Genomic DNA, 13937 nt, shown 5'->3' on the forward strand with positions numbered 1-13937 from the left:
CGTCGTCACCGGCGGTGACGCACTGCGCGGCCCTGCTGCCGGGCTACCGGGTCAGAGCATCAGCTCGGCGAGCCGGTCCAGCTCCCCGATATCGGTGCTCAACGGCAAGAAGGTGAGTTCGTCGGCCTCCCGGGCGCGGAACGCGTCGGCGACCAGCACCGCCCGTTCGGCGTCCAGGGGAGTCGCGGCCACGAGGTGGTCGACGGCCGGGCCGAGGAATCCGAAGTACTGACGCAGGAAGGCCTCGCTGCTCGCGCGGTTCTGTGCGCCGACGTTGACATAGCGCTGGGCGGTGAGGCGAGGCCGTCCGTCTCGGCCGTCGGCACGCCACGCTTCCCGGACGTGCAGCACACCGCGCGCGAAATCGTCGGGGGAACCGACGGCGAATGTCCAGCCGTCGCCGTATCGGGCGACCCGCTCGGCGGACTTGACACCGGTGCCCCCGAGGAGGATCGGGATGGGGCCGGTGAGTCGCGGGCCGACTACCTCGTACTCGCCCGTACCGGCCCATATATCGATCATCTCCGTCAGCATGACCTCGAGCCGGCGGTGCCTGCCGCGGTGACTGCCGTCCGCGAGCGTGTAGTCGACCGCACGGTCGCCTACACCGACACCGAGCTCCAGGCGGCCCGCGGCGAGATGCTGCAGCGTTGCCAGTTGTTTGGCCAGCGGTCCCGAGGCGCCCCGGTTGGGGAGGAGCACCACGCTGGTGCGCAGCATGACCCGCTCGGTCACGGCCGCCGCGGCGGCCAGCACGGTGAGCGGCTCGAGCTGGTCCCACGCGAACCGGTCGGTGACGACGATACTGGCGAATCCCAGCTCTTCGGCGCGGCGGGCCCAGGCGAGCAGGTCCTCACGCGTGACACCGGGCAGATGGGTGGGAAGACCGACGGAAACCTTCATGGCGTCAGCGTGGAGCACCGGGGCCGGGCAGTCCGTGACTGCTGTCACACGTGCGCCGCTGTGCCCGTGCCTGTCCGGCCGCTCCCTACCAGCCGAGGTCGAATCCGTGCTGTGTGTGACTTAAGTCACGTCGCCTGAGGGTTGGTGCTCCTATCGTTCACGCCCATGGTAGAGAATTCAGCTGATCGCGTCGCAGCCTGGGATCCCGAACAGGACCGCGCGGGTGGGGAACGAGGTGCCGGTTCCCGCTCGTCACAGCGACTGGCCGAGTACGACCGGCTCCGGGCGCAATGTCCGGTGGCGTGGTCCGACCGGTACTCGGGGTATTGGACTCTGACACGTTTCGAGGACGTGACCGCCGCGGCCCGCGACTACACGAACTTCCGATCGGGCTCCCCGTTCGTGGCGATGCCGGACTTCGGAAGCCAGATCCCGATTTCGCTGAATCCGCCGGAACACACCGTCTTCCGGCGACTGCTGAACAAGTACTTCACCCCGCAGCGGATGGAAGCGCTCGAACCGGTGATCCGCGGCTACGTCGTCGAGCATCTGGAAGCGGTACTCGAGGCCGGCGAGACGGATATCATCGCGGCCCTGTGCCAGCCCCTGCCTGCGCGCGCCCTGTCGGCCCTGATGAATCTTCCCGACAGCGCCTACACCGACCTGGTCGACCAGATCGCCGGTTTCGAGCGCATGGGCTGGGACCCCACTCAGGTCGGCGCGGTGATCTTCGAGGTGTTCAGCACCCATATCGCCAAGGTGATCGCCGAGCGGCGGCAGCACCCGCTGGACCCCGAACTGGACCTGCTCGGCGGTGCGATGGCGATGGAGATCGACGGTGAGCCGCTCGGTGACGATCAAGTGCTCCAGATCGGGGTGCAGATGATCGCCGCGGGGCATGCGACGACCGCCGACGCGCTGGGCTCGTCTATTTTCCGGGTGGCCACCAACCCGGATATCCAGATGCGGCTGCGCAGGCAGCCCGAACTCATTCCGCAAGCGGTCGAAGAATTCTTGCGCATCGAGACGCCCCTGCCGGAACTGGGCCGCAAAGCCGGCGCCGACTTCGAATTCCGGGGCGTACCCCTGCGCGAAGGGGATTCCGTGGCGCTCAACTACGGGGCGGCGAACCGCGACGGGGACGTCTTCGAGCACCCGGAAGCCTGCATCATCGACCGGAACCCGAACCGGCACCTGGCCTTCGGCCACGGTATCCACAAATGTCTGGGCGCGCCGCTGGCCCGCTTGGAACTGCGGCTGGCGCTGGAAGAGCTCCTGGCGCGGACCGGTGAGATCGAGCTGGCGGGGCGGCCGGAAGTGACCAAGGGGCTCATGCTGACCGGTTTCACCAAACTGCCGATCAAGGTGACGCCGAGCCCCGCGGCACATCCGGCCTGAGCGCCCACCGGCCGCGGAACCGTTACTCCACCCCGGAGGGTTTACGGATCGCGGGCGGTTCCCCGGTCCGCATCGAGTGGAGGCGGGCTTCGAGTGCCACGATGACCTCGTCGGGGTGGGTCAGGACGAAGAAGCGCTCGGTGCGGATGGCGTCGACGACCTGCTCGGCGGTAATCGCCGGATCGAGCGCGTTACCGGCGGCCATCGCGCCCCGGATCATCTCGAGAACCATTTTGCGCTGCGGGGATTCGTCCACCGGGACATCGCCGGGCCGGTTCCGTTCGGATTCGGGCATCTTCGATTGCGTCATCCCGGGAACCAGCAGGGATACGCGGACGGGGTCCCCGGCGGAACGCAATTCGATATCGAGATTCTCCGAGAGGGAGTGGATGGCGAATTTCGATACGGAGTAGGGCGTGAAGGTCGGCAGGCCGGTGGCGAACGCGGCGGTGGACGCGGTGTTGACGATATGCCCCTCGCCCTGTTCGCGCAGCAGCGGCAGGAAGGTGCGGCAGCCGTAGAGCGTGCCCCAGAAGTTCACCTGCATCACCCACTCCCAGGTGCTGAGCGGGATATCGGTGAACGCCGCACCGCTTTCGACGCCGGCGTTGTTGCACACCACGTGCACGCCGCCGAAGTGGTCCAGGGTCGCCTGGGCGAGTGCCTCGACCTCGTCCGGCCGGGAGACATCGGTGCGGACACCGTGTACCGGCGCCCCGCCGGCACTCAGGGCGGTGACCGCGGTGTCGAGCGCTTCCTGCTCGATATCGGCGATCACCACCTTCATGCCTTCGGCGAGGAACCGTTCGGCGAGTGCGTAGCCGATACCGCTCGCACCGCCGGTGACGACCGCTACGCGGTCCCGGAGTTCCTTCATGACGTAATTCCCTTCTGATGCTTCGAGCGGGGGTGCGGGTCGCGCGCGAGGGCGAGTGTTCTGCGGGCGGTGCGGGCCACGGCCTCGTCGACCATGCGGCCGTCCGCATCGAGGTAGGCGCCGGCGCCGGCGGCCAGGGCGGCGTCGTAGCCCGACAGCAGTTCCCGCGCCGCCGCCACGGCCTCCGGTGCCGGGGTGAACGCCGCGTGCAACACCGGCAGCTGGGCCGGGTGGATGCAGGCGCGGCCCACGAATCCCTGGCGTACGGCGCGTTCGGTCGTCGCGGCGAAGGCCGCCTCGTCGCGGACCACCGTGGACACCGGCGCCACGGGCGGGTCGATCCCCGCCTCGCTGCTCGCGAATACGACCTGCGCACGCGCCCAGGCGGTTTCCCCCTCATCGGGCCCCGCCTGGATGCCGGTCGCCGCACACAGGTCGTACTCACCGATATGCAGCCGGGCCACCCGGGGCAGGCCGGCGATGACGCGGGCGTCGAGTACGGCGCCCGCCGTCTCCAGCAGCGGTGCGAGCTGCCAGTCCAGTTCGCGCCGGTCCAGCTCGTCGGCCAGCTGCCGCAGGTCGGTCACCGTCGCCTTGGCAGGCACCAGCCCGGTCACCCCTGCCGCGTCCGCCAGTGCTGCGACATCGGTGTGCCCGGCGGCCCCGGCATTGACGCGAACCCACAGCTCGCGGCCGGAGCGCGCCCGATCGGCGGCCGTCACCGCGAGCCATTCCGCGACGGCGTGGCGTGCCGCCGGTTTCTCCGCGACCGGCACCGCGTCCTCGAGGTCGAGGATCACCGCGTCGGCGTCGCTGGCCCACGCCTTGTCCAGCCGAGTGCCGGCGTTGCCGGGGACGTAGAGATAGGAGCGGGGCAGCGGTGCGGGAGTCATCCGACGCTGGCGCGGCCCGCGACCAGGGCCTTGGCCACGACGGTGCGCAGGATGTCGTTGGTGCCCTCGCCGATGCTCATCAGCGGCGCGTCGCGGTAGAGGCGCTCGATCTCGTACTCGGTCGAATAACCGTATGCGCCATGGACTTTCATCGCGTCGATGGCATTGTCCAGGGCCATCTCGGAGGAGAAGATCTTGGCCATCCCGGTCGGCCCGTCGGCGCGGCCGTCGCGCACCTCGGTGGCGGCCCAGTAGGTCATCAGCCGGGCCGCCTGCAGATTGGTGGCCATGGTCGCGAGCTTGAGCTGGATGGCCTGGAAGTCGGCGATCGGATGGTCGAAGGCGACACGCTGTTTGGCGTAGGACAGCGCTTCCTCGTAGGCGCGCTGGCCGACCCCGACGCTGCGGGCGGCGATATTGACCCGGCCCCATTCCAGCGCCGACAGGGTCTGCTGCATACCGCGCCCCTCGATACCGCCCAGCAGGTTCGCGACCGGCACCCGCGCGTTGTCGATCAGTATCTCGGAGGTCTCCGGCCCCTTGTACCCGAGCTTGGGGATATCGGCGAGGACCTCGAATCCGGGGGTGTCCTTCTCGACCAGCAGCACACTCATCCCGGCGTGCTTCGGGGAGGCGGCCGGATCGGTCTTGACGATGATCGGCAGCGGGTCGGCGAAGCGCGCGTTGGTGATCCACATCTTGGTGCCGTTGACCACGTAGTGGTCACCGTCGAGGCGGGCGGTCGTGCGGATGCCCTGCATATCGGTGCCCGCGCCCGGTTCGGTGAGGCCGAGGCCGGTCCGGCGCTCGCCCGTCGCGAGGCCGGGCAGGAACCGCTGCTTCTGGTCCTCGGTGCCGTGCATCGCGATCATCCGGCACGACAGCGAATGGCTGCCCAGCACCCCGGCGATGCCCATCCACCCGCGGGCCAGCTCCTCGAAGACCAGCGCGAACGACACCGGGTCGAGGTCGAGGCCGCCGTACTCCTCGGGGACGGTGATACCGAACAGGCCGAGATCCTTCATCCCCTCGACGATTTCGGTGGGATAGCGTCCGGCCTGCTCCCATTCACGGGCGACCGGGATGATCTCTTTCTCGACGAACGCCCGCAGGGTGGCCTTGAAGTCCTGCTGGTCCTGGGTGAATGTGAAGTCCATGGGGGTTCTCTCCTAATTGGCCGGGTCGTCGCCGGAGTCGAGGTGGGCGGGCGCCGCACCGAATGCGCCGGCGGCGGCGAGTTCGGCCAGTGCTGCCGCGTCGTATCCGGCGAGCTCGCCGGCGACGTAGCCGACGTCCTCGTTGCGGAACGGCGCGCGCCGGTAGGCCGGCCGCTCGGTACCGACGCGGACGGGTGAAGCCAGCTGCCGGACGGTGCCGAAGCGGGGATGTTCGGTTTCGACGATCAGCTCGCGGGCCAACGTATGCGGCTCCTGCAAAGCCTGGCCGACGCTGTTGATGGGCGCGCACGGGATACCGTCCGCGGTGAAGGTTTCGAGCCAGTCCGCGGTATCGCGGGTGGCGAACTCGGCCTCGAGCAGCGGAAGCAGCGTCTCCTTGTGCTCGAAACGGTGCGCGAAATTGTCGAACCGCGGATCGGTCGTCCACTCGGGATGGCCGAGCCGGTTCGCCAGTTTCACCCAGAACTTCTCCTTCGGGCACGCGACGACCAGCCAGCCGTCTCGTGTTTCGAAGGCCTGGAACGGCACCAGTGAGGGATGTGCCGAATGCCGGGTGCGCGCGGGCTCGAAGTCGGCGTTGAGATGCCATGCCGCCGGGTAGTTCAGCATCGTGACGGCCGTGTCGTACAGGCTGACATCGCAGTCCATGCCGATACCGTCGCGCTTGGCCGCGTGCAGGCCGGCCAGCAACGCCAGCGCGGCGACGTACCCACCGGTGAAATCGACCAGTGAGACCCCACTCTTGGTGGGCGGGCCGCCGGGTTCGCCGGTGATATCCATCCAGCCGGCCAGACCTTGGAGGAGGTAGTCGTAGCCGGGCTGGGCGCTGCGCGGGCCGGTCATCCCGTAACCGGACAGCGAGCAGCAGACGATCGCGGGGTTGAGATGGGCGAGATCGTCGTAGGTGATCCCGATCTTGGCCGGTACATCGCCGCGCAGATTGGAGTAGACGGCGTCGGCCTCGCGCACCAGCCGCTCGAACACCTCGCGGCCGCGCGGATTGGTCAGGTCCAGGGAGATACTGCGCTTGTTTCGGTTGAACGCTTCGAAGAACAGCGAGTCCTCGTCCTCGCCGTAGGGCGGTACATACCGTCCCACGTCGCCGCCGGACCGCGGCTCCTCGATCTTGATGACTTCGGCGCCGAGATCGGCCAGGTGCATGCTGCCCCAGGGGCCCGCGCCGTATTGCTCCACCGCGAGGATGCGCACGCCTGCCAGCGGCGGCCGCCGGTTCACTGCTGCCCCTCGGCGGTCAGCGGCACCTCGCCGACCGGGAAGATGTCGCGCACCTGCTCGGCGCCCTGCTTGTGCACCAGGAAGGTGCGCAGGAACGAGCACACCTCTTTGCCGTCCTGGTTGAGCGTGCGCGTTTTGACGGTGACGACGCCCGCGGTGGGCCGGCTCTTGCTCTCGCGTTTGCTGATCACGAGGGATTCGCTCCACAGCGTGTCGCCGGCATAGACCGGATGCGTCATGCGGATGTCGTCCCACCCGAGGTTGGCGACCGCGTTCTGGGTGAGGTCGGTGACACTCTGCCCGACCGCGATGGCGACGGTGAGCGTGGACACCACCAGGGGCCGCTCGAACTCCGACTTCGCCGCGTACTGACTGTTGAAGTGCAGCTGGTTGGTGTTCATGGTCAGCAAGGTGAACCAGGTGTTGTCGTTCTCGGTGACGGTGCGGCCCAACGGGTGCTGGTAGATCGCGCCGATTTCGAAATCCTCGAAGAAGCGGCCCTGCCAGCCGGGTTCTACGCTCACTACTACTCCTTGTGTATCGGGTGCGTACAGGGGTCGGTCACCGCTCGGCCGGCGGCCGGCGCGCAGGATCCGGCTGCTCGATCTCGAGCACCAGGTTGCCCAGCGAGTCGAAGGTGGCGACCTGTCCTGGACGGACCACCACGACGGTGTCGGGTAGCTCGATGAGCGCGGGTCCGGTGATCTCGCCGTCGATCCGCCCCGCACTGATCTTGAGAACGGGGGTTTCCCGCCATTCCCCGAACTCCGACCAATAGACCGGGCGGGAGAGTTCGCGCAGGCCCGTGGCGGGAGCCGCCTGGGCCGGCTGGGGACGGGGAGTCACGCCTTTACCGCGGACGATGAACCCGGTGACGGTCACGCCGCCGGCCCGGTAGCCCGAGCCCTTGCCGTGGAGATCGTCGTAGAGCTGGGCGAATTCCTCGCCCAGCCGGGCGATGCCGTCGTCGTCCAGGGTGATCCCGGCCAGCGGCACCTCGATATTGTGCAGCTGGGCGGTGTACTTCATGCGCACCGACCGCTCGACCTCGATCTTGTCGTCGGTGAACCCCTCCGCGGCCAGTTTGCGGCGCACGTCGTCCTCGAGTTCGGCGAGGGCGGTGGCGAGCACCGCCGGCGCGGCGGGCATGCGGTGGTTTTCCCAGCGCTCGGCCACATGGATGACATCGGCGACGGTGGCCCCGTACGCCGACCACGCCGACGCCATGTGCAGGACCGGCACGATCACCTTGCGGACGCCGACCTCACGGGCGACGGCGCCCAGGCTGCGCGCCACGATCGGCTCCGGTTTGTCGGTGTGGGCGATATCCCAGATCATCCCGCCGTCCACGCCGGCGAGCCGGCCTTCGGCCTTCATGATCAGAGTGATATCGCGGTGGCCGGAGGTGGTGATGAGGCCGGTCCGGGCCCCGCGGCGCTCGATGAGCGCATTGGTGCCGGTGGTGGTGCCGTGGATCAGCAGCGAGCACCGGCCGAGCACATCATCGAGTGAGAGTCCGAGCTGGGCGGCGGCGTCGGTGATGGAGTCGAAGAACCCGACGGCCCGGTTCTGCGGCGTGGTGGGTGTTTTACCGGCTACGGCGTTGCCGTCGGGGAAGACGATCGCGCAGTCGGTGAACGTGCCACCGATATCCACGCCGATGACCACATCGCGGCCGGCCTCGAGATCGGGTGTGATGTCCGAATTCATCGCCGTTACTTTCTCTCGTCGCCGAGGGTGGCGAGTTCGATATGGACCGTGCTGCCCGGTCCGTCTTCGCTGCGGCAGAACTGCTGCGACAGCAGGGCGGCGCAGGACGGGCAGTAGTACTGGCGGAGCAGGAGCGCGGAGTCGCCGAACTCCGCGGGGTCCGGATACATGCGCGCGTCCACGCGGTGGGGCTGCTGCTCAGTAACCGCGGCACCGTTCTGGAAGGCCGTGCCGATCTCGGCGAGCCAATGGCCACAGTGGGAACAGCTCCAGCCGTGTGCCGCACCGACGCGCACCAGGTCGACACTGCCGCCGGCGCGGGACCGGACGACCGTCGCGTCACCGTCCGGCCGCGCGGCCGGCTCGGCCGGTGCGGTGGCGCCGCTGAGCCGGGTCCGGCGGATCTCCGCGCGGGCCGCCTCGGTCGCCGCCGTATCCACTGCGAGCCCGTCGTCGAGTACGACGCCCCAGAATTTCCGGGCCGCCGCCACGCTGACGCGGTCGTGCACGACATCATCGGCCACCCGTTCCGGCTCGCGCTCGAGCGGATCACCGAAACCACCGCCGCCGTTGTGCTCGATGACGACGGCATCCCCGGCGGGTACGGGCATGAGCACCGCCTGCGGGTGCAGCCGCTCGAGCGCACCGGCGGCCGCCTCCAGCTGCTCGCGGTCACCGGGCAGCCGGCCCTGCGCCATGGCGCGGGTGACCGCGCCTCCGGTGGAGCGCATGAAGTTACCGGACAGCGCGTAGTAGCCGCCGCCGAGGCCGGCCGCCATGCCCGCGCTGGGGTCGACGAAAACCATCTGGGCGTTGCTCATATGGGCGTGGTGCGGGATCCAGGCCGCCTCGACCGGATTGCCGCCGCGCCACCGGCCGGGACCGCCGCCGTCGCGCAACTCGCGGCGGTAGAGCACCAGGCCCACACCGTCCTGTTCGATCGGTTCGACATTGCCGGCCGAGGTGCCGAGCATGAACCACGAGCCGCCGTTGTCCATGCCGTCCCGATGGGGGAACGCCCCGATACCGCCGCCGAGCAGGCCGCCGTGGATGGAGACCGGCGGGGCGACGAGGTCGAGATTCTCGTCGAGCCCGAAGCCGATATCGGCCATCGCCACCGACAGACCCCCCGAGGCGGTGGTGCGCTGCTGTAGCTCGGGCGGCCCGCTGAGCAGCATGGAACCCACGGTGAGCCCCGCCAGGTTCATGGTGACGAAAACGCTGTGCAGGGCCGACGTCGCCGCCGGGGGATTGGCGCAGTTGCGTGTACCGAAGACCGGTTCCAGCACGACATGGTCGGCGATCCCGGCCATACAGCCTTGCTGGTCCCACCCGACGGCCGTCGCGAGCGCGCCCACCACGGCCGACCGCAGGATCGAGTACGTCGAATTGCCCGGTCCGCCCTGCGGGGACGTACCGGCGTTGGTGCACACGATCTGCTGACCACGCTTGGTGATGGTGAGGACTTCCTGGTGGACGCGGTGATCCTCGCCGAGCGCGCCCGATACGTACAGCCGCTGGCTCCACGATCCATCCGGGATCTGCAGCAAACGCTCACCGACCACCCGGGAGCAATCGGCGATCATCCGCCGCATCACTCCTTTGACGACGCCCGGCCCGTATTCCGCGACGAGACCGTCGATCCGGGTCGCCATGGCGTTGACGCCGGCGATTCCGCTGTTGACGTTGAGCCGGAGGGTGCCCGGGTCGCGGCCCTGGTTCACCCACAAACCCACGACGTCCTCGCGGACCCGGCCCGCCTCGACGATCTTGACCGGGGCGGTGGCCGCGCCGTCCTCGTACTTGTCGCGCGCGTGCACCGCCCAGCCACCCGGGTCCACACCGCCGAGGTCGCCCATGTGCAGCGCGTTGTAGACCCAGGCGAAAAGTTTGCCCTCGTGGAAGACCGGAGCGAAGACGGCCGTATCGGGCTGCTGCCCGGCGGCGACATACGGGCTGTTCTGCAGGAACACGTCGCCGGGGCGGATTTCCGGGTCGGCGCTGCGGTGTTCCAGCGTCCACTTGATGACCAGATCGGCCAGGGCGGAGAAGAACTGGATGGTGGGGCTGACGGTCACCAGCTCGCCGTCCTCGGTGAGGACAGCGGTAGCGAAATCCTTCGAATAGATCACCGGCGGTGAACCGGTGACGCGCTGGATGATGTCACCGTGTTCCAGGTTCTGGTGCCACAGTCGTGAGCGCAGCACCTGGTAGGTGATCGGGTCGACGTCGAGGTCGGCCTCGGTGTGCAGCGTCAGGCCCGGATCGATCGTGAGATCCGGCCGGGGAATGTAGGACCGCCGGATACCGTCCCACGGCCCGTCGCCGAGCGCGGCGAAATCGACCTGTGGGTTCCGCACGACACCGTCGTCGGTTGCGTAGTTCATGGTCGTTGTCACTGGCTTTCTCTCGCGGTGGTGAATGGTCCGACGAGCAGGCGCGTGCCGCCGTGGGAGGTCTGGCCGCCGTCGACGACGATCTCGGCGCCGCTGATCCAGCTCGCGTCGTCGCTGAGCAGGAATGCCACCAGCGGCGCGATATCGGTGACCTGCCCGACTCGCCCCAGCGGGATCTGGGCGAGCGAGGCGATGCGGAAACTCTCCGGGTTCTGCCGTACGAGCGGAGTGTCGATGTAGCCGGGCAGCACCGTGTTGACCCGGATGCCGCGGTCGCCGAGCTCGTTCGCGGCCAGTTGGGAGAGTCCGCGCAGACCCCATTTGCTGACCGTGTACGCCGTCGTCCGCATTCCGGTGAGGCCGGCGACCGATCCGACATTGACGACCGAACCGCCCTCGGTCATCAGCGGGACCATTGCCTGGATGGCGAGCAGGGGACCGGTGAGGTTGACCGTGAGCGCACGATCCCACTGCTCCGGCGAGACCTCGAGCAGTGTCTGCCGGGCCCCGATGCCCGCGTTGTTCACCAGTCCGTCCAACCGGCCGAATTCGCCGGTGATCGTCTCGGCGAGATGCGTCCAGGTCTGCGCGTCGCCGACTTCGCCCTCATACGCGAACGCGGCGATCTCCCGGGACTCCTCGCTGAGCGCCAGATCGACGGCGATCGGCGTACCGCCGTCCGCCGCGACCTTACGGAGCTCCTCCAGGCCCTGGCCGCGCCCCGCGCCCGTGATCACCACGACCTTGCCGTCCAATGTGCTCATGGCGATCAGGCCCTTCCGGCCGGTGGCACCAGCGGCCGGGTCTCTAGTTGTTTGGTGAACATGAAGTTGGTGCGCTGGGCGTCCTCGTCGGCGGCCAGCGCCCGCAGCTGCGCGAGCTGCTGCTCGAGCTGGTCCGGGTCGCTGGTGTGGTAGAGCAGGCGTTTGTTGGCGCTGGCGCGCGGTGACGCGATCTCCAGGAAGGTGCGGCGCCGGGCATCGGAGTACTCGTCCAGGACCGAATCGGCGGCGCGGCCCGTGATCACCGCGGCGAGCGCGTCATAGAGCACGAAGGTGTCGAAGAGGCCGGAGGTGAGGCCGAGGCCGCCGATCGGGTTGGTCGCGTGCGCGGCGTCCCCGGCGAGTAGCACGCGTCCGGCGCGCATCGAGGAGGCGGCGCGCTGATGCATCCGGTACGGGCGGTAGGCGTCGAGCCGGTACTCGTCGTCGCCGGGCAGCAGCTTGTCGAACCACCGCGGGATACGCCCACCCATCTCCTCTTGCGGAGTATCGAGGTGCTCGCAGTAGGTGACCCGCCAGAGGCCGTCGTTGTCGATCTTGGAGATGATCGCGCCGTAGACCGGATCGATCTGCAGGGTGGACCGGGCGTAGTCGTATTTCTCGAAGTCGTAGTAGACATTCGTCGCGACGAATGTCTCCGGCCAGGTCATGCCCTCGAATTCCAGGCCCAGGGATTTGCGCACCGCGCTGCCGGCGCCGTCCGCCCCGATCAGCCACCCGGCGCGGAACTGCTCGCCCGCCTCGGTGGTGACCGTGACACCCGCGTCGTCCTGGGTGACCGCGGTGACCCTGGTATCGAACCGGACGGTCGCGCTGTCGAACTTCTGCAGCTCCTCCAGCGCGATCCCGGCCAGTTTGTGCTGACCCATGTGGAGGTTGTACGGATGCGGGACCATGCCGTCGAGGACGCTGACGCTGAGTTCGATCTTCTCGCCCGTGGCGTAGACGTAGTAGGCGTAGTCCTGTTTGGTGAACCCGATCTGTTTCGCGGTGTCGAGAATGCCCAGCCGCTCGATTCCCTCCAGGACCGACCAGTGGTAGACCATCGCCCGGGGCGCCTGGATGATGCCGGGCTCGGCTTCGAGGACGGTGACGCTCAGCCCGGCCTGGGCGAGGCCGAGGGCGTTGAGGACGCCGACAGGGCCGGCGCCGACGATCAGGACGTCGCTGTGCTGCATCGTTGGGCTCACTTTCGGGTCGTGGCTGCCGCCAGGGCATCCAGGTAGGAAACGTCGCGCAGGGCGGTCAGATCCAGCGTTGCCTGCTCGAGCGCCGTCACCTCGTCGGCCGGGAGTCCGTAGCCGGCGTTGGTGCGGAACTTGGCCAGGACGTCGTCGGTGGTCAGCGGGTTCTCCGCGCCGCCGCGCTGGTAGCGGAATTCGTGTTCGAGCACCCGGCCGTCCGTCGTTTCGACGCGCACGCCGCCGCCGAAGGAGTCGGGCTTGTCGCTGTAGCGTCGCAGCTCATAGCCGATTCGCGGGGTCAATGCCGCGACCTCGGCGTCGGTGATCGTCTCGTCGGTGAAGCTCGCGACATCGAGCCGGCCGGTGACCAGGCGGGTGGCGAGGCAGTAGGGCAGGCTGAACTTCGCGTCGTAGGCGGTACGCGGGTGGACCTTGTCGGCGGCCGGCTCGCAGACCAGCGCGACGCCGGTCTCGGTGGTGAGGCCGGTGATGGAGGCGATCTCGTCGGCGCGCAGGGGGGTGGTCTGCAGAATTTCGCCGAGTGCGTCGACAGCGGCGTGGGTGTAGTGGCAGGCCGGGTAGGGCTTGTAGGCGATCTCGTCGGTGACCCAGTGGGCGCCGAGATCGTCGACCTGGCTGCCGAGATCGCTGGGCTCGCCGAACATGTAGGTCGCGTAGTACCCGCGCGTGCCCTCGAAGACGGTGGCCGGTCCGGTGGCCCCGTGCGCGGCCAGCGCCGCGGCGGACAGGCCCGCCCGGGCCGCCCACCCGGCGTGCAGGCGCTTGGTCTCGGAGCCGTCGGCGAGGAATTCCAGCAGACCCGAGGCCATGCTGCCGGCCAGCCCCAGGGCGTGCGCCGTCCGGACGGGGTCGAGACCGCGGGCGCGGGCGGCGGCGGCGGTCGCTCCGAACACGCCGCAGACACCGGTGGGGTGGAACCCGCGGGCGTGGAATCGGCCGGCGGCGGCATTGCCGACCCGGATCGAGATCTCGTTGCCGGCGACGATGGCGGCGAGGAGGTCCGCGCCGGTGGCGCCGGCCGCACGCGCGGCGGTGATCGCCGCGGGGACGACGCCGGCGCTGACGTGGACGACCGAATTGGGATGCGTGTCGTCGAAGTCCAGCGCGTGGCACAGCGTGCCGGTGAGGAATGCCGCGTCGCCCGGGGCCAGGCCACGTGCGCCGATCGCCACGGCATCGCCGGTGCCACCGGTTTCGCGTACCGCGTGCGCGGCGTAGGCCGCTTCGCCGAAGGCGTGGGCCGCGATACCGCAGCCGAGCGCGTCGAGCGCATGGAGCTGTGCGTGGTTCGTGGTGGCGCTGGGGATCTGCTCGACCTTGAGCTGCGCGACGAACTCGCTCATCCGCTCCGAGTATGTA

12 protein-coding genes are annotated in these 13937 nt (G+C 68.9%); 1 reads left to right on the forward strand and 11 read right to left on the reverse strand.

Features of this window, described 5'->3' with window-relative positions; translation table 11 throughout:
* Positions 1-51: 51 nt before the first annotated feature.
* Positions 52-903 (reverse strand): LLM class flavin-dependent oxidoreductase, encoded by an 852-nt coding sequence (locus tag AB0I35_RS30120; protein ID WP_357399705.1) that lies wholly within the window; start codon positions 901-903, stop codon positions 52-54.
* A 165-nt stretch (positions 904-1068) separates the two neighbouring features.
* Here AB0I35_RS30120 and AB0I35_RS30125 point away from each other — a divergent pair, with 165 nt between their 5' ends.
* A complete protein-coding gene (locus tag AB0I35_RS30125) occupies positions 1069-2301 on the forward strand; it encodes a cytochrome P450 (protein ID WP_357399706.1) in 1233 nt (410 codons plus the stop codon).
* Between the two features lie 22 nt (positions 2302-2323).
* Here AB0I35_RS30125 and AB0I35_RS30130 read toward each other — a convergent pair whose 3' ends face one another.
* Genes AB0I35_RS30130 through AB0I35_RS30175 form a run of 10 tightly spaced genes read right to left on the reverse strand, consistent with a single transcriptional unit; the run spans position 2324 to position 13921 of the window.
* Complete coding sequence (locus AB0I35_RS30130) at positions 2324-3178, reverse strand: SDR family NAD(P)-dependent oxidoreductase (protein WP_357399707.1); 855 nt, start codon at positions 3176-3178, stop codon at positions 2324-2326.
* Positions 3175-4071, reverse strand: coding sequence for a CoA ester lyase (locus AB0I35_RS30135; protein WP_357399708.1), 897 nt, complete (start codon positions 4069-4071; stop codon positions 3175-3177). Before AB0I35_RS30135 ends, AB0I35_RS30130 begins: the two co-directional genes overlap by 4 nt.
* Positions 4068-5228, reverse strand: a complete 1161-nt coding sequence (locus AB0I35_RS30140; protein ID WP_357399709.1) for an acyl-CoA dehydrogenase family protein — start codon at positions 5226-5228, stop codon at positions 4068-4070. Before AB0I35_RS30140 ends, AB0I35_RS30135 begins: the two co-directional genes overlap by 4 nt.
* 12 nt (positions 5229-5240) lie before the next feature.
* A complete protein-coding gene (locus AB0I35_RS30145) occupies positions 5241-6485 on the reverse strand; it encodes a CoA transferase (RefSeq protein WP_357399710.1) in 1245 nt (414 codons plus the stop codon).
* Positions 6482-7009: a MaoC family dehydratase gene (locus AB0I35_RS30150; RefSeq protein WP_357399711.1), complete on the reverse strand. Its 528-nt coding sequence runs from the start codon at positions 7007-7009 to the stop codon at positions 6482-6484. Before AB0I35_RS30150 ends, AB0I35_RS30145 begins: the two co-directional genes overlap by 4 nt.
* Before the next feature lie 37 nt (positions 7010-7046).
* A complete protein-coding gene (locus AB0I35_RS30155; protein ID WP_357399712.1) occupies positions 7047-8195 on the reverse strand; it encodes a hydantoinase/oxoprolinase N-terminal domain-containing protein in 1149 nt (382 codons plus the stop codon).
* Positions 8196-8200: 5 nt separating this feature from the next.
* Positions 8201-10582, reverse strand: coding sequence for a hydantoinase B/oxoprolinase family protein (locus AB0I35_RS30160; RefSeq protein WP_357399713.1), 2382 nt, complete (start codon positions 10580-10582; stop codon positions 8201-8203).
* A gap of 8 nt (positions 10583-10590) precedes the next feature.
* Positions 10591-11355 carry an SDR family NAD(P)-dependent oxidoreductase gene (locus AB0I35_RS30165; protein ID WP_357399714.1) on the reverse strand — a complete coding sequence of 255 codons (765 nt, stop codon included), beginning with the start codon at positions 11353-11355 and terminating at the stop codon, positions 10591-10593.
* A gap of 5 nt (positions 11356-11360) precedes the next feature.
* Positions 11361-12551, reverse strand: coding sequence for an FAD-dependent monooxygenase (locus tag AB0I35_RS30170; RefSeq protein WP_357399715.1), 1191 nt, complete (start codon positions 12549-12551; stop codon positions 11361-11363).
* Between the two features lie 8 nt (positions 12552-12559).
* Positions 12560-13921 (reverse strand): MmgE/PrpD family protein, encoded by a 1362-nt coding sequence (locus AB0I35_RS30175; RefSeq protein WP_357399716.1) that lies wholly within the window; start codon positions 13919-13921, stop codon positions 12560-12562.
* Positions 13922-13937: the final 16 nt, after the last annotated feature.

The sequence above is a fragment of the Nocardia sp. NPDC050378 genome, from assembly GCF_040655675.1.
Lineage (GTDB): Bacteria > Actinomycetota > Actinomycetes > Mycobacteriales > Mycobacteriaceae > Nocardia > Nocardia coubleae.